Below are 15,736 nucleotides of genomic sequence, written 5' to 3'. Positions count from 1 at the left end.
ACATCTGACGACGTGGGCACCGACGACAAGGAGGCCGCCCGATGGTCGAACCGGCGATGGAGGTCCTGGTCGCGGGCGACGTGTCCCTGACGCGCGAGGGCATCGCCTGCCTGCTGTCCGGGCAGCCGGAGGTCACAGTCCGGCGCACCTGCACGGTGGACGAGCTGCCGGCTCAGCTGGACGCGGACCCCTCGCCGGACGCGGTCGTCCTGTGCCTGCCGGCCGGCACCGATGCCGGCCCGCAGCTCGGCGAGGTCTCCCGGCTGGTGCGGGAGGACCCCGAGCCGCTGTCGCTGGTGGTGGTCTCACCGAGCGGCGACGGCCTGGTGCGCACCCTGCTGGAGTCCGGTCCCGAGAACGTCGCCTACCTCATCGACGGCAACGTCGACGACCCGCGCACGCTGGTGCGCGCGCTGGAGGATGCCAACACCGGCGTGGTGTCGCTGGACTCCAGCGCCGTCGACGTGCTGGTGGGGCGCGGCGGCCACCCGGGCCTGGCCGAGCTGACCCGGCGCGAGTACGACGTGCTGTCCGAGCTGTCCCGCGGCCTGAGCAACAAGGGCATCGCCGACCGGCTGTCCATCACGGTCAAGGCGGTCGAGGGCCACATCACCCAGATCTTCCGCAAGCTGGACCTCCCGCCGGACGGCAGCACCGACCGCCGGCTCACCGCCGCGCTGATCTTCCTCAACGAGCGCTCCCAGCCCCAGGGGTGATCCGCGTCGGGCCGCGGGGGATCCCCGCGTCCGATCGGGTGGCGGCACCGTGGCTGCCGTGCGGGCGTCGGCGTAGCGTCGAGTGACCGATCGGGGGTGTTCATCGTGACCCAGTCCACCGTCTCCCCTCCACCCGCCGCCGTGCTCACCGGCGCCGTCCCCGCCCACACCGGCGGGCTGGCGACCGCTCCCTACCGGCCCTGGGCCGACCACGCCGAGGCGGGACTGGCCGCGGTGGGCCTGGACGAGCGCATCCGCTACGTCAACGACGCGCTGTGCCGGCTCGCCGGCCGGCCGCGCTCCTGGTTCCTCGGCCGGCCCGCCCCGGACCTCGCGCCCCCCGAGGACGTGCCCCTGGTGACGGCGGCGTTCGTCGACGTGGCCGAGGAGCCGTCGGGGACAGTCGCCCTGGAGGACCGCGTCCGGCGGCCGGGGGACGACCCGGTCCGCGTGCGCACGACGGTGCGCCTGGTCCGCGACCTGCGCGATGACCCGGTGCTCTACGTGTGCGAGTACGTCGACCTCGACGGCTCGGCGTCGGCCGCGGCGCCGGTGGTGACCGGTCGCGGCTCGTCCGCCAGCAGGTAGGGGTAGGGGCACTCCCGCGGGCTGTCAGCGACGCAGGAGTTGCACGGCCGGGACCGGTCGAGCACGCAGCGGGGGGCGGGCGCGGGCATGGTCACATCATACCCCTGGGGGTATTACTTCACACCGGTCCCAGGCCGGGGGTTTCGGCCAGCCGACGGCGGGGTAGATCCGGGACGTCAGCGCACCGGCGGCATCCGGCCGCCCCCCGGAGGGAGACCCCACCCATGCTCGGCTCGTTCGACGACGTCCGCTCCGACGACCTCACCGCCCGCGGCCGCGAGCGCGTGCAGCAGCTCGGCGACGTGTCGACCGCGCCCGTCGGGGTCACCCGTTCGTCGGCCTTCGGCCGGCTGGCCGACGACTCGCGGCGGATGCCGCGGCGCTTCGACGCCCTGCCCGGGCTGGGCTGACGCCCTGAGGGGCTGACCCCGGCTCAGACCGGGTGGCCGTGGTCGCCCTCGACCAGGCCGACCGTGGCCGGCACCTCCAGCGGCCGGTAGGTGTAGAAGAACGTCACCCCGTCAGGACCGACGTCGGTGACCTCGTGCTCGACGCCCGGCGGGATGTAGGCGTACGCGCCGGTGTCCATCGGCGTCCCCACCATCGTGCAGCTGCCCTGCGTCACCAGGATGTGGTGATGGGCGCCGTGGTGGCTGTGCGCGGGCTTCTCCGCCCCCGCATCCACCCGGATCAGACCCAGAACGACGTCGCCGGACCGCCACAGCACCTTGTGGTGCACGCCCGGCAGTCCGCGCAGCGGCTCCCAGTCCAGCGCGTCGACCTCGCCGCCGCTCAGCACGATGAGACGACCGAGGTCGTCCCGGTCCGAGGGCGAGGTGCTGCTCACGGGGCTCACGTGTCCTCCAGCGTCGGTCCGGATCACGACGGCGGTCGCCCGCGCCGGGCGCCCGTCACCTCCGACCGTAGTCCCCCCGCATCCGGATCGCCCGAACGGCCCAACGGACGGCCTCTCCCGGCGCCGATGACCACATCAGACACAGCGCCCGTGCGCAGCGGACACACCAACGAGGTCAGCCGACTCGCCACACGGGCGCCGCGTCACGTCCGCGCTCAGGCCACTCCCGCCACCGTCACCGCGGCCATCGCGATCTCCCGCTCCTCGTCGGTGCGGACCACCAGCACCCTCGTCCGCGATCCGGTGGCCGAGACGTCCCGCACCGGCCCCGCGTCCCGACCGTCCGCGGCCCCCCGTCCCGCGTTGGCCTGCGGGTCGATCCCGATCCCCAGGTCGTCCCAGCCCGCGCAGACCCGCTCGCGGACGGGGGCCGCGTTCTCGCCGACGCCGCCGGTGAAGACCAACGCGTCCAGCCCGCCGAGTACCGCGAGGTAGGCGCCCACGTAGTGCCGGATCCGGTGCACGTACACGTCCAGCGCCAGCGTGGCCGCGGCGTCCCCGGCCGCGACGCGGTCGAGGACCGTGCGCATGTCGTTGTTGCCGCACAGGCCGAGCAGGCCGCTGCGCTTGTTCAGCAGCGCGTCGACCGACTCCACGTCGAGCCCGGCCGAGCGCACCAGGTACGGGATCACCGCGGGGTCGAGGTCCCCGGACCGGGTCCCCATCACCAGGCCCTCCAGCGGGGTGAGTCCCATGGACGTGTCGACGCTGGAACCGCCCAGCACCGCGCACGCGCTGGCGCCGTTGCCCAGGTGCAGCGTGACGATCCGGGAGGACTCGACCGGCACGCCGTGCTCGTCGCGCAGGTATTCCGCCGCCGCCCTGCTGACGTACGCGTGCGAGGTCCCGTGGAAGCCGTAGCGCCGGATCCGGTGCTGCTCCGCCGTGCCCCGGTCCACCGCGTACGTGTAGGCGGCCGGTGCCAGCGACTGGTGGAACGCGGTGTCGAACACCGCCACCTGCGGCAGACCGGGCCGGTCGGCCAGCACCGCGCGGATGCCCAGCAGGTTGGCCGGGTTGTGCAGCGGTGCCAGCGGCACGCACGCCTCGATCGCCGCGACCACCTCCGGGGTGATGAGGGCCGGGGCGGCGAACCGGTCGCCGCCGTGCACCACCCGGTGTCCCACGGCGACCGGTTCGTAGTCGGGGCCGTGCGGACCGGCGGTCGCGAAGGCCTCGTCCATGAGAGCGAACGCCTCGGAGTGGTCTGCCACGCGGCGCACCTCGACGACGTCCTCGACCGATCCGTCCCCGGCCACTGCTCGGTGGGAGATCCGTCCCTCCGCCTCGCCGATCCGCTCGATCAGCCCGATCGCCGGGCGCTCCCCCGACCGCGGGTCGACGAGGGCGTACTTCACCGACGAGGAGCCGGAGTTGATGACGAGGACCGGCCTCATGCCTCCGCCCCGCGTGCCTGCTGGGCCTGGATCGCGGTGATCACCACCGTGTTGACGATGTCCTGCACGGTGGCGCCGCGGGACAGGTCGTTGACCGGCAGCCGAAGTCCTTGCAGCACCGGGCCGATCGCCACCGCGCCGGCCGTGCGCTGGACCGCCTTGTAGGTGTTGTTGCCGGTGTTGAGGTCGGGGAACACCAGCACCGTGGCCCGCCCGGCCACCGGCGAGTCAGGCAGCTTGGTGCGCGCGACCTCCGGGTCGACGGCGGCGTCGAACTGCAGCGGCCCCTCGACCATGAGCTGCGGGGCCCGCTCGTGCACCAGCGCGGTGGCTTCGCGCACCTTGTCCACCGCGCTGCCCGAGCCGCTGCCGCCGGTGGAGTACGACAGCATCGCCACCCGAGGGTCGATCCCGAACGCCTCGGCGGTGGCCGCGGACGAGATGGCGATGTCCGCCAGTTGCGACGCGTCCGGGTCCGGGTTGACCGCGCAGTCGCCGAACACCAGCACGCGGTCGGCCAGCGCCATGAAGAACACGCTGCTCACGATCCCCACGCCCGGCCGGGTCCGGATGATCTGCAGCGCGGGGCGCACCGTGTCCGCGGTGGTGTGCGCCGCCCCGCTGACCATGCCGTCGGCGTGGCCACCGTTGACCATGAGGACGCCGAAGTACGACGGGTCGGAGGCGAGGTCCCACGCGACGTCGGAGGTCATCCCGCGCTTGCCGCGCAGCCGGATGAGTTCCTCGGCGAACCCGACCCGAAGGGCGCTGCGCGCCGGCGCGACGATCTCCGCCCCCGACAGGTCCAGCCCCAGGCTGTCCGCCCGCTCGCGGATGTCGTCCTCGTCGCCGAGGATCACCAGGTCGGCGGACTGGCGGCGCAGGACCCGGTCCGCCGCGGCCAGCACCCGGTCGTCCTCGCCCTCGGGCAGCACGATGCGCCGGCGGTCGGACTGGGCCCGCGCGACGAGTCGGTGCTCGAACATCAACGGCGTGACCACGTCCGACGCGGAGACGTGCAGCCGCTCCAGGGCCGCGTCGACGTCGACGTGCTGCTCGACCAGGGCCAGCGCCGTCGCCAGCTTGCGGCCGTCGGCCGCGGTCATCACGTGCGTGGCCTCGGACACCGCGTTGGCGGTCATGAAGGTGTCGGACCCAGTGACGAAGACCGGCATCTCGGGTCCGGGCATGCCACGGATCGCTTCCAGCAGAATGGGATCCGGCTCCAGGTCGTTGGTCAGGAGGAGCGCCGCAGGACTCGGCAGGGCCTCGGTCTGCCGCGCCACGAGAGCCCCGGTGATGACGTCGGCCCGGTCGCCGGCGGCGATGAGCAGGGCGCCCGGGGTGAGCCGTCCGAGCAGCGGGCCGACGCCCATGCCCGCCACCAGCATCCGCTCCACGTCCCGGCCCAGCGCTGCCTCGGACCCGGAGAGCTGCCGCGCCCCGGCCGCGTGCGCCACGTCGCGCACCGTCGGCTGGCGGAGCTCCGGCGCGTCGGGGACGTACCAGACCGGCACCCGGCAGTCGGCGAGCTCGGCGCGCAGCCGGTCGGTCACCTGCGGCTCCACCCGGTTGACGACGACCCCGAGCAGCGGGACGCCGCGTTCCTCCAGCGCGGACATCGCCGCGTCGAGCGCGCCGCGCACCTGGTCGACCCGGTGCTCGGCCGCACGCAGCACCAGCAGCGCGGTCGCGCCGAGGTTGCGGGCCAGGTCGGCGTTGAGCGAGAACTCGAACGCCGCGGACGCCCCGGCGAAGTCGGTTCCCTCCACCACCACGACGTCGCACTGCTCGGCGAGGGCCTCGTACCGCCGCAGCACCTCGTCGAGGAGGGCCGGCTCGGTGCGGCTGTCGCCGACCGAGCGGCTGCGGGCCGTCGTCACGCCGTACGACCCCTCGTAGGACTGCCGCAGCCGGTAGCGCTCCAGTACCAGGGTCACCGCGGGGTCGGCCCCGCCCGCCGCCACGACCGGACGGAAGTAGCCGACCCGGTCGACGTCGCGCGACAGCGCCTCGAGCAGGCCGAGGGCGATGAGCGACTTGCCGCTCTCCGCCTCGACCGAGGTGAGGTAGACGGCTCGGGCCACGCGGTCATCCTGCCGCGTCGGCCGCACCTGCGCTCGCTACCCTCGCACAGTGCCCGAGGACGCCGAGTCGGACCTGGACTACCGCTTCACCCTGGCCAACGAGCGTACCTTCCTGGCCTGGGTCCGTACCGGCCTGGGGCTGGTCGCGGGCGGGGTCGCGGTCGAGCAGTACGTCACCGTCGGGCCGAGCGGCACCACGCGGGTGGTGGGCCTGGTCGCCCTGGTGATGGGGATGGTCGTCGCCGCCGGCGGCTGGGTGCACTGGCACCGCGTGCAGCGCGCGATGGAGTCGCACACCCGGCTGCCACGCCAGCCGATGGCCGCGGTCCTGGCCTTCGGCGTCGCGGCGCTGGCGCTCGCGCTGGTCGTGGCGATCCTCACGGGCTCCTGACCGTGCACCCCGTGGACGACGACCCGACCGACGTGGATCCCGGGCTGCAGCCGCACCGGACCGCGCTGGCCTGGCACCGCACCGCGGTCGCGGTGGCCGCCGTGGCCGTCCTGGTCGGGTTGGTGGCCTACCGGCACAGCGAGTCGGTGGCCCTCGCGTTCACCCCCATCGCGGTGCCCCTGCTGCTGTCGGCGGTCATGCTCGGTCGCGAGCGGCAGCTGCGGGCGGCCGAGCCGCACCCGATGGGGACGGGCGCCGCGGTGGTCGTCGTCGGTGCGCCGATCGCCCTCGGGCTGCTCGGGCTGTGGGTCGTCAGCGGGCTGTGACGTCCGGTCAGACGGCCAGCTGGGTGGGTACGGGGACCGGGATGGTGCGGCCGACCTCGGTGCCGTCGGGCCGCAGGGTGATCAGCTCGGCCTCGGGGTCACCGGCCAGGGCAAAGCCGCCTTCGTGCACCAGGTGGTGGCAGTGCGTGCACAGGCAGGCCATGGTGGCGACGTCGGTGCCGCCGCCGTCGGCCCAGTGCAGCAGGTGGTGCGGCTGGCAGCGGTCGGCGGGCATGCCGCAGCCGGCGAAGCGGCAGCCGCCGTCGCGCAGCAGCAGGTAGCGGCGCTGGTCTCGTGACGCTACTCGTCGGGACCGTCCGAGTTCGGTGATCACGCCGTCGGCGTCGGTGACCAGTCGGCGCACCTCGGCGTCGCCGCAGGCCAGTCGTCGCGCCTGCTCCCGGCTCACCGGCGCCGGGCCGTGGCCGTTGCCCAGCAGCACCGGCCCCTGCCGTCGCCCACCGGGTGGGGCGCTGCCCGGCGGCCCGAGCCCGCAGCCCGGTCCCGCGGCACCGACTCCCGGTCCTGCCGCACCGCCGCCCGGCCCCGCCGCACCGCCCAACCCCGCGGTGACGGTGCCGAGGTCGGGTGCGGGGACGACGACGATCACCTGTGCCGGGACGCCGTCGAGCATCGGCACCCTCCTGCGGCCGCGGCTGCCTCCACCAGCGCGCAGCATCCACCAACCGCGCCGCACGCGGCACAGCAGCGGACGCCTCGCGCTCGGCACCGCCGTGGCCGTCGACCTCGCCGCCGCCGGCGGCATCGGGTCGGCGTCCGCCCCGCTCGCTGCGTGGCCTGCGCCTTGGCCAGTGCCTCGCAGCGGCGCTGGAGCAGCCGGCCCTCGGCCCGCGGTAGCGACCCTCGAACAGCACGGTGTCGCCCAGTTCGGTGAACACCAGCCGCCGGTCCTGCCAGGCCGACAGGTCGGTCTCCACCGCGGCCAGCGGTCGACGCGCTCGCACCAGCGGGCCAGCTCGCGGGCGAACCGGGCCGGTGTGGCCGCGGCCGCCACCTGCGCGAACGCCTCGGCCACCTCGAGGAAGCGCTCCCGGCGCACCCGCCGCGCCTCGCCCGGACCGTCCAGCGCGGCCGCGAGGACCGTGAGGTGCCGCACCCGCACGTCACCGGCCGCGAAGCCGGCGGCGAACGCCGGGCGTTCTTCGCACCGCCGCGCCGCGGTGAGCCGTGCCCCGACCTCCCGCGCGAGGCACCGGTGTGCCGGGTCAGCCACGCCGTGGCCGACCGGGCCCCGTCGGCGGCCCACAGCCCCGACGTCTCGACCCGCCGCTCGACCGTGGCCAGTACCGCCTCGCCGCGGGCCAGCACCCGCTGCAGCACCACCGCGGCGTCGGCCGCCACCGACGCGGGCAGGTCCTCGGGGGCCGCGGTGGCCAGGACCGCCATCCCGGCGCGCACCTGCTCCAGCGCCTCGGCGTACTGCTGCGGCCCCATCGACTCCCCCGTGACGTCGAACTTATGTACGAAGTCTACCGGCCGACGGTCGCCCGCGGCAAGGGGTCTGCGCAGGAAATCTGTTGCACTCCAGCCACTTTCGTCGCATCGGCCACCGGAGGCCAGGCCAGCCGCTACGTTCCGGCCATGACGCACTCCCTCCGCCGTCCCGCGCCGCTGCTGCTGGCCGTCGCCGTCCTCGTCACGCTCGTCGCTGCGCTGCTCCCCGCACTCCCGGCGCGGGCAGCGACCCCGTCGCCGAAGTGGGAGCAGGCCCAGGTCGGTCTCGACTACTCCGTCTACGCGCCGACCCAGACGCTGGGACTGAAGATGAAGTCGTTCAAGCTCCTCGACTGCGCCGCACCCGGACTGGACGAGCAGATCGCCGCCCAGTACGGATCCGTCAACGGTCGCGGATTCGAGATCTTCGAGTCCCAGAACAACTGCGAGGACGGCCCCGCCCCCGTCGCCCTGGTCGCCACGTTCTCCGTCGACGGCGCGCTGGCCCGGGTGTTCGTCCTGTGCCCCGGGTCGTACTGGAGCTGCAAGAAGATCGGGACCGCCGGGCTGAAGAAGTACGGCGGCTACACCGAGGTGATCCTGCCCGCCGGTTCGTCCCTGCTGCAGCCGACCCTGGTGACACTGTGGTCGACGCGGCTGACCCTGACCGACATCAAGAAGGTGACTCGCGGCCTCACGTTCGCCGGCTGACCGGGACCCCGGACCTTACAGGGACTGCTCGAGCGCGGCCGCGACTCGGGCCACCTCGTCGACCACGCGGACTCCGCGCTCCACCGCCCGATCGACTGCTCGGACACCTTCTCCCTACGGGCCGCATCCGCGATCGACACCTCACCGGACAGCGCACGCCGGCACGGTCTAGATCTCATTCTCAGGCGTAATCACGGGCTGTCTGGACATCGATGTCGACTCCCTCCCGCCAGAACCGATCATCCACCAACCGGCCTGCCAAGAAGGCGGACGCGCAACACCCCCGGTCTCCACCACGATGCACCGGCCGACGACCCGCCGACAGGGCAGAGGTGACGCCGAGCGCGCCTGCCACCGGGTCGCCCCGCCCGTTCGGTGATCTGCGCGCGCAATCCGAACAGTCCGGGCCGGTCGGTCAACGTCGGTAGGACCGAACGACGTTGATGACGGCGAACACGCTGTACGCCCACATCGTGAAGATGGTCACCAACGTCAACGAGTCCTTGATCACCGCGACCGACCACACCTGCCCTGCGCCATCCGTGACCTGCTCGGTGGAGCCCAGGAGCGCCCCCAACGGCGCCTGCAGACCCATGGCGAAGTAGATCAAGATGGGGAACAGCCAGTCACTCTTGCCGGCACGGTAGGTCCAGCCATCGGAGTCCGGCGTGCCCGCCGCGCCGCGCCGCGACATCCACAGGCCGAAGATCTGGAAGAAGATCCACACGGTCAGGAACCAGCCGAACCAGTTCTGGATCGGGACGCCGAAGTAGTTTCCGCCGTCCTCCCAGACCCACTCACTCTGGATGGTCGACTTGATCGGGTCCATGGACAAGTCCCAGGCCGCCATGCAGAACGCGGCCACGAGAGGCACGATCCAGGTCTCACCACCGCGCAGCTGACGCGACCAGACCCGCGTGATCGACATGGCCACGACCCAGGCGAAGTAGCCAGCCGCCGCGTAGATGATGCCGATCATGATCGGCACGTTGAACAACTTCGGGCCGAGTTCCGACGTGTAGTAGTAGTGGCCGAAGGGGAACCCCGTGATGATGCTGGTGTTCTCCATGACGTTCGCGACGATGAGAACAGCGACGTAGTAGACGGCCAGGTCACCCAGCCGATAGTGGGACAACCCGTGGACCAGCGCCGTCGTGACGAGAACGATATTCAACGCGATCGACATGACCCCGGGAGCAAGGCTCGGGTTCGTGGTCGCCACGACGAGGCCCACGACGTACGCCACGCCGAGGACCCACGTGATGACCACCAAGGATGCTGGCTTGGGGCGCGGTGAGGAGGAAGGCGTATCGGATACCGCTGCTGCCTGATTGGGCTTCGCCATGTGAAACCTCCCGAGGGTCCACTGCAGGAACTGAGCTTGCCCACACGCTAGGGGGCCGCCGCGGCTCGTTGCCCGCCATGGGCGCGACGCATCCCCCGGTGCCGCACGGCACCGCACAACAGCGAAGGCCCGCCCCGAGCATCGCTCGGGGCGGGCCTTCAGCTGGCGTTCCTACCCAGGGGCCGAGGCGTGTGGGAGTCCGAGGCCGGTCAGGCGACCTCGGCCGTCGCCGACCGAGTCCGGAAGCCCCGCGGATGACGGTAGGGGTCACTTGACCCCAACGCGACCCCTCGCGCTTCGTACGCGGGGGGCCGTTTCGCTTGTCTCGCAGCGGGTCACAGTGGGGCGGGTGGGGCTCGAACCCACGACCTGTCGGATTATGAGTCCGCCGCTCTGACCAGCTGAGCTACCGCCCCGAGTCGGCCCAGGGTAGCCGGGTGGATCCACCCGTCCTGCCAGACGTCAGGTGATCTCCAGGAACGGGACGACTGCGAACACCAGCAGGGACACCGCGTAGCAGCTCGCGACCACCAGAACCCCCCGCCAGGACACCCGCGGCGACCGCCCGTCCACCGGGTCCAGCCACCGCCTCAGCAGCCGGCTGGCCGACGGCATCAGCAGCCAGGTGAGTGCCGCGACGCTCAGGATGTTCTGGAGGAACATGTTCAGCCAGAACGGCATCCCCGTCTCCGCGAAGGCCGGGCCGACGAATCTCGTCAACAGCATCACCGTCGGGTAGAGGACCAGCAGGACGGTCATCGCGACCTTCCACTGCGGCGTGACCTCGGGGACGCCGTCCTCCACGCGCACGATGGCGCCGAACGTCCTCCCGGTGGCGTACGACTCGAAGTCCTCGGCCAAGGCGGACTCCAGCACGTCCAAGGCGGTCGCGCGCACGGGCGAGTCCAGCCACCTCGAGAGCCCGTCGTCGTCGGAGAACCGCAGCACCGTCATCCAGCGGCCCGCGGTCGGACCGGGCGGGAACACGACGGACGACTCGAACCCGTCGCACTGCCCGGCGGCCAACTGCAGCGCCTCCTGGGCACCGATGAACGTCTCCTCGGCGCCGGGCCGCACCTGGTGCAGGAACACCGCCACCCCGCCCGGCGGCTGCTCGCCCTCGACGACGACCACGTCCGAGTAGGCCCGGCTCACCAGCTCGCGGTCGAGCGCCTCCGCCAGCAGGGCCTGGCGTGTCGGGGAGTCCAGCCAGCGGCGCAGGTTGTCCGGCCCGTCGAACCCGATCGCGACGCCCCACGCGTCCGGGTCCGAGCTCAGCGCCGCGCCCTGCACCCCGATGAACCCGGGGAACCGGGCCGCGGCCTGGTCGATGCGGCGCTGCCAGTTCGCCAGCTCCGCGCCGCCACCCTCCCCCGGGTGGTAGACGGCCACCGCGACGGCAGCGGACACCGACATGAGGCCTCCTTCGCGGTACGGCGACCCCGAGGCTAGCGCCGTACCTCACGGTTCCCGAGGACAGGAGTCGACCGTCCTCATAGCCTTCGGTAGGGGCGCCGGCCGCGCGCCCGACCAGCCCGACCGAAGGAGGCCTCGTGCCGCAGTCCGACCTCGGGGCGGACGCGATTCCGAGCCCCGCCGTGGAGCGGCGCGCGGTCCGCACGATCATGGCGTCTCCGCGGTTCGCCGAGACGGTCGCGGACCTCGCCGACAAGACCGGACGCACCCCCGACGACATCCGGGCCGACGCCGAACGCTGCCTGGACGAGATGGCGGCGCAGATCGACGACGCCGCCACCGACGTGTGGGACCGGTTCGGCCGCTGGCTGACCAGGTCCTACACGGTCGACGCCGACACCTCCCACCTGGCCGAGCTGCGCGCCCTGGGGCGTCGCCACTCGCTGGTCTTCCTCCCGAACCACCGCTCCTACCTCGACCCGCTGGTGCTCCGCAGCGCGCTGGACCAGGGCGGCTTCCCGCCCAACCACATCCTCGGCGGCATCAACCTGGCCCTGTGGCCGCTGAGCACCATCGCCAAGCGCAGCGGGCTGGTCTTCATCCGCCGGCAGTTCCGGGACGACCCGGTCTACCCGGCGATGCTGCGCCTCTACCTCGGCTTCCTGCTGCACATCCACGCCAACCTGGAGTGGTACTTCGAGGGGGGCCGCACCCGCACCGGCAAGCTCCGCCCACCGCGGATGGGCGTCCTGCGCTACCTGGTCGACGCGTTCCTGGCCAACGGGACCACGGAGAACGACGTCTTCGTCGTGCCCGTCGCGATCGTGTACGACCAGCAGCACGAGGTGGGCGCCATCTCGTACGAGGAGTCCGGCGGCTCGAAGCGCCCGGAGAGCATCGGCTGGCTGGTGAAGTTCGCCCGGGCCCAATCCCGGCGGCGCGGGCGGGCCCGGGTCCGCTTCGGCCAGCCGCTGTCCCTGCGCGAGGTCATCGACGACGCCCGGGAGCGGGCCGGTTCGCCGGACCCGACAGTCGTGGTCCCCCGGGTGGCGTTCGAGATCGCGCACCGCATCAACGAGGCGACTCCGATCACCCCCTCGAGCCTGGTGACCACGGCGCTGCTGGACAACGACGACAAGGCACTCACCCTGGCCGAGACCCTGGCCGTGCTCGACCCCTTCCTCGAGTACGCCCGGATGCGCCGCCTGCCGCTGACCTCCGACGTCGACCTGGCCCGGCCCGAGGGCCTCCGGCGGGCGCTGCGGACTCTGGTCCGCGAGGGCGTCGTGGACGAGTACGACGGCGGACTGGAGCCGGTGTACTCGATCAACCGGGACCGGCAGCACGAGGCCGGCTTCTACCGCAACACCATCACCCACTACTTCGTCGCCCGCGCCATCACCGAGGTGGCCGCCGTGACCGCCGCCGAGGAGCACGCGGCCGACCCGGCGGAGGCGACCTGGCAGGCGGCGCTGGCGCTGCGCGACCTGCTGAAGTACGAGTTCTTCTTCTCCCGCAAGCGCGAGTTCGCGGAGGAGATCCGCGCCGAGAGTGAGATGGCCAAGCCGGGGTGGGAGACCGAGCCGCTCCAACCCGGCGACCTGACCGCTGGGCTGGAGCACTCCCGGATCCTGCTGGCGCACCGGGTGATCGGGCCGTTCCTGGAGGCGTACCTCGTGGCTGCCGACCGACTCGCCGCCCGCGAGCCCGCGGCACCGGTCGACGAGGACGACCTGGTGTCGGAGGCGCTCGGCGTGGCCCGGCAGCGCTGGCTGCAGGGCTACCTGCACTCGCCCGAATCGATCAGCAAGGACCTGATGAAGGGCGCCCTGAAGCTGGCGGGCAACCGTGACCTGCTTCGCCAGGGCGGCGAGGAGCTGCGGCTGGAGCGGCAGGCGTACGCCGCCGAGCTGCGCGCCTTCGTCAAGCGGGTGGGCGTGATCCGGGACCTGGCGCAACGACGGCCGGCACCGACCGGCAGGGAGGACTGACATGCCCGACATCGACGGCCTGGTCGCGGAGATCGAGGCGGGTCCGCAGGGTCCGGAGGTCGGCGCGTTCTTCGACTTCGACGGCACGCTGATCGACGGCTACTCCGCGGCGATCTACTTCAAGGAGCGGATCACCAGCCGCCAGGTCGGTGCCCGGGAACTGCTGAACACCATCGTCGAGACGGTCAACGTCGAGGCCCGCGGCCAGGACGTGTCCCGGCTGATGGACATCGGGCTCGGCGCGCTGGCCGGCAAGCAGGTCATCGAGATCGACGCGTTCGGGCAGCGACTGTTCCACACCAAGATCGCCAAGAAGATCTTCCCGGACGCGCGGGTCCTCCTCGAGGCCCACCGCGCCGCGGGTCACACGATCGTGATGGCGTCGTCGGCCACCCGCTTCCAGACGGCCGCAGCGGCCGAAGACCTGGGCATCGAGCACACGCTGGTCACCGAGGCGGAGGAGGACGACGCGGGTCTGCTCACCGGCCGGGTCCGCGGACCGATCCTGTGGGGCCCCGGCAAGGCGGCCGCGGTGAAGGAGTTCGCCGCCGAGCACGGGATCGACCTGGCGCGCTCCTACGCCTACGGCAACGGCGGCGAGGACGTGCTCTACCTGGAGGTCGTGGGCCACCCACGCCCGCTGAACCCCGACGACGAGCTCCTCGCCGTGGCCCGCGAGCGCGGCTGGCCGATCGCCCGCCTGACGAAGGTCCAGCGGCACACCCCCGTCCGGATCGCCCGCACCGGAGCCGCTTTCGCCTCACTGGGCGTCGGCCTGGCGGCCGGTGTCGGCCTCGGCCTGGTCAACCGCGACCGCGGCACGGCCCTGTCCGTGGCGGCCACGGTGGGGTCGGAACTGGCGCTGGCGGCGGCGGACGTACGCCTGGAGGTCTGGGGCCAGGAGAACCTGTGGCGCGAGCGGCCGGCGGTGTTCGCCTTCAACCACCAGAGCCAGCTCGACGTCCTCATCCTGGCCGCGCTGCTGCGCACCGACTTCACCGCCGTGGCGAAGAAGGAGCTCAAGAGCGACCCGGTGTTCGCCGCGATGGGCTGGCTGGCGGACGTGGCGTACGTGGACCGGGCCAACACGGCCGCCGCAAAGGCCGCGCTCGCTCCCGCGGTGGACAGCCTGAAGTCCGGCCGTTCGCTCGTGATCGCGCCGGAGGGGACCCGCTCGGCGACGCCGCGGCTGCTGCCGTTCAAGAAGGGCGCGTTCCACCTGGCGATGCAGGCCGGCGTCCCCATGGTGCCGATCGTCATCCGCAACGCGGGCGAGCTCATGCCCGCCCACTCGGTCTTCCTGGGTTCCGGCACGATCGACGTCGCCGTCCTGCCGCCGGTCTCCACCAAGGGCTGGACCACGAAGAACCTCGACCGCAAGGTGGAGAAGGTCCGCGGCATGTTCCTGTCCACCCTCGCGGACTGGCCCGCCACACCACCGGAGCCGCTGACATGAGCGGACCGCGGGAGACGGTCCTCGTCACGACCGGCAACGGCATGTTCGGCCGGGCCCTCACCGCACGGCTGGCCGGTCGCGACGACGTGGAGGTCGTGGCGATGGTCCGCGACGCCTCGCGCTTCACCGCACCCGCATCGAACGTCCGCTCCGTCACCGCCGACATGGACCGGCCGGACACGCTGGCGGCGGCCCTGCACGGGGTCACCCGGGTCTTCCACGCGACGCCGATGGACGAGCACATCACCGAGCGTGGTGTCGCGGTCATCGACGCCGCGGTGGCGGAGGACGCCCGCAGCCGAGCGGCCGGCGGTCCGGGCATCCGGCAGTTCGTCTACCTCTCCGGCGCGGTGGACCACGCCGGCGACCACCTGTCCACGATGCACCAGCGGGCCATCGACCACCTCGCCGCGAGCGGGCTGGCCTACGAGTTCTCCTCCCCCAACTCCGTCCTCGAGACCTCGCTGCTGCCGTACGCGCAGGCCATCGCGGCCGGGGAGCTGATGGGGATGTCGGGCGACGGGCGGATCGGGTTCGTCGCCGTGGACGACGTGGCGCGCGCGACCGCGGCGATCCTGACCGGTGAACCGGACACCGGTCACAACCACCTGCTGACCGGACCGGCCGCGGTGACCATGGCCGAGGTGGCCGCGGCGATGTCCGAGGCGCTCGGGCGACCGGTCGCCTACGACGACATGACCGAGGACGACTTCGCCGCGATGCTCCTGTCGTACGGCGTGGCCCCCGACCGGCAGTCGCTGGAGACGACCGTGCTGTGCCACCTGCGGGCCTGGCGCGAGGGACGCGCCGAGGTGGTGACCGACGAGGTCGAGCGGCTCACCGGCACGCCCGCGATGACGGTGCGGGAGTGGGCCGCCGCGCACCGCGACGCCTTCTCGGGCCCGGTGGCCGGCGCCGATGGATGACCGCCCCCCACCAGT

General features: G+C 72.7%; 15 protein-coding genes and 1 tRNA gene. 9 read left to right on the top strand and 7 right to left on the bottom strand.

Features of this window, described 5'->3' with window-relative positions; translation table 11 throughout:
• Positions 1–41: 41 nt before the first annotated feature.
• From R2737_06340 to R2737_06330, 3 genes are all read left to right on the top strand, one after another.
• A complete protein-coding gene (locus R2737_06340) occupies positions 42–716 on the top strand; it encodes a response regulator transcription factor (protein MEZ5115869.1) in 675 nt (224 codons plus the stop codon).
• 105 nt (positions 717–821) lie between these two features.
• Complete coding sequence (locus tag R2737_06335) at positions 822–1,304, top strand: PAS domain-containing protein (GenBank protein MEZ5115868.1); 483 nt, start codon at positions 822–824, stop codon at positions 1,302–1,304.
• A gap of 224 nt (positions 1,305–1,528) precedes the next feature.
• Positions 1,529–1,714: a hypothetical protein gene (locus R2737_06330; GenBank protein ID MEZ5115867.1), complete on the top strand. Its 186-nt coding sequence runs from the start codon at positions 1,529–1,531 to the stop codon at positions 1,712–1,714.
• A gap of 23 nt (positions 1,715–1,737) precedes the next feature.
• Here the strand turns inward: R2737_06330 and R2737_06325 are convergent, their stop codons facing one another.
• The 3 genes from R2737_06325 to pta form a co-directional block, all read right to left on the bottom strand.
• Positions 1,738–2,151, bottom strand: a complete 414-nt coding sequence (locus R2737_06325) for a hypothetical protein (protein ID MEZ5115866.1) — start codon at positions 2,149–2,151, stop codon at positions 1,738–1,740.
• A gap of 224 nt (positions 2,152–2,375) precedes the next feature.
• Entirely contained in the window at positions 2,376–3,617 is a 1,242-nt protein-coding gene (locus R2737_06320) for an acetate kinase (protein ID MEZ5115865.1), read from the bottom strand.
• Positions 3,614–5,704: a phosphate acetyltransferase gene (gene pta, locus R2737_06315; GenBank protein MEZ5115864.1), complete on the bottom strand. Its 2,091-nt coding sequence runs from the start codon at positions 5,702–5,704 to the stop codon at positions 3,614–3,616. Before pta ends, R2737_06320 begins: the two co-directional genes overlap by 4 nt.
• A gap of 49 nt (positions 5,705–5,753) precedes the next feature.
• On the opposite strand from pta, the gene R2737_06310 reads away from it, so the two are divergent.
• A complete protein-coding gene (locus R2737_06310; protein ID MEZ5115863.1) occupies positions 5,754–6,095 on the top strand; it encodes a DUF202 domain-containing protein in 342 nt (113 codons plus the stop codon).
• A gap of 11 nt (positions 6,096–6,106) precedes the next feature.
• Positions 6,107–6,421, top strand: a complete 315-nt coding sequence (locus tag R2737_06305; GenBank protein ID MEZ5115862.1) for a DUF202 domain-containing protein — start codon at positions 6,107–6,109, stop codon at positions 6,419–6,421.
• Between the two features lie 7 nt (positions 6,422–6,428).
• Here the strand turns inward: R2737_06305 and R2737_06300 are convergent, their stop codons facing one another.
• Positions 6,429–7,055, bottom strand: coding sequence for an HNH endonuclease signature motif containing protein (locus R2737_06300; protein MEZ5115861.1), 627 nt, complete (start codon positions 7,053–7,055; stop codon positions 6,429–6,431).
• Between the two features lie 968 nt (positions 7,056–8,023).
• Between R2737_06300 and R2737_06295 the strand changes: the two genes are divergently transcribed.
• On the top strand, positions 8,024–8,587 hold the full coding sequence (locus R2737_06295; GenBank protein ID MEZ5115860.1) for a hypothetical protein: 564 nt from the start codon (positions 8,024–8,026) through the stop codon (positions 8,585–8,587).
• Between the two features lie 415 nt (positions 8,588–9,002).
• Here the strand turns inward: R2737_06295 and R2737_06290 are convergent, their stop codons facing one another.
• The 3 genes from R2737_06290 to R2737_06280 form a co-directional block, all read right to left on the bottom strand.
• A complete protein-coding gene (locus tag R2737_06290) occupies positions 9,003–9,857 on the bottom strand; it encodes a carotenoid biosynthesis protein (protein ID MEZ5115859.1) in 855 nt (284 codons plus the stop codon).
• Between the two features lie 416 nt (positions 9,858–10,273).
• Positions 10,274–10,348, bottom strand: a tRNA-Ile gene (locus R2737_06285).
• A gap of 46 nt (positions 10,349–10,394) precedes the next feature.
• Entirely contained in the window at positions 10,395–11,348 is a 954-nt protein-coding gene (locus R2737_06280) for a hypothetical protein (protein ID MEZ5115858.1), read from the bottom strand.
• Positions 11,349–11,485: 137 nt separating this feature from the next.
• On the opposite strand from R2737_06280, the gene R2737_06275 reads away from it, so the two are divergent.
• From R2737_06275 to R2737_06265, 3 genes are read left to right on the top strand one after another with little or no spacing between them, the layout of a single operon-like run.
• A complete protein-coding gene (locus tag R2737_06275) occupies positions 11,486–13,339 on the top strand; it encodes a 1-acyl-sn-glycerol-3-phosphate acyltransferase (protein MEZ5115857.1) in 1,854 nt (617 codons plus the stop codon).
• 1 nt (position 13,340) lies between these two features.
• Entirely contained in the window at positions 13,341–14,795 is a 1,455-nt protein-coding gene (locus tag R2737_06270) for an HAD-IB family hydrolase (protein ID MEZ5115856.1), read from the top strand.
• Positions 14,792–15,721 carry an NmrA family NAD(P)-binding protein gene (locus R2737_06265; protein MEZ5115855.1) on the top strand — a complete coding sequence of 310 codons (930 nt, stop codon included), beginning with the start codon at positions 14,792–14,794 and terminating at the stop codon, positions 15,719–15,721. Before R2737_06270 ends, R2737_06265 begins: the two co-directional genes overlap by 4 nt.
• Positions 15,722–15,736 lie beyond the last annotated feature (15 nt).

The organism is Candidatus Nanopelagicales bacterium (assembly GCA_041393815.1).
In the GTDB taxonomy this organism is placed as follows: Bacteria; Actinomycetota; Actinomycetes; order S36-B12; family JAWKJK01; genus JAWKJK01.
Note: the sequence above shows the minus strand (reverse complement) of the source record. Positions and strands in the feature narration are given on the sequence as shown.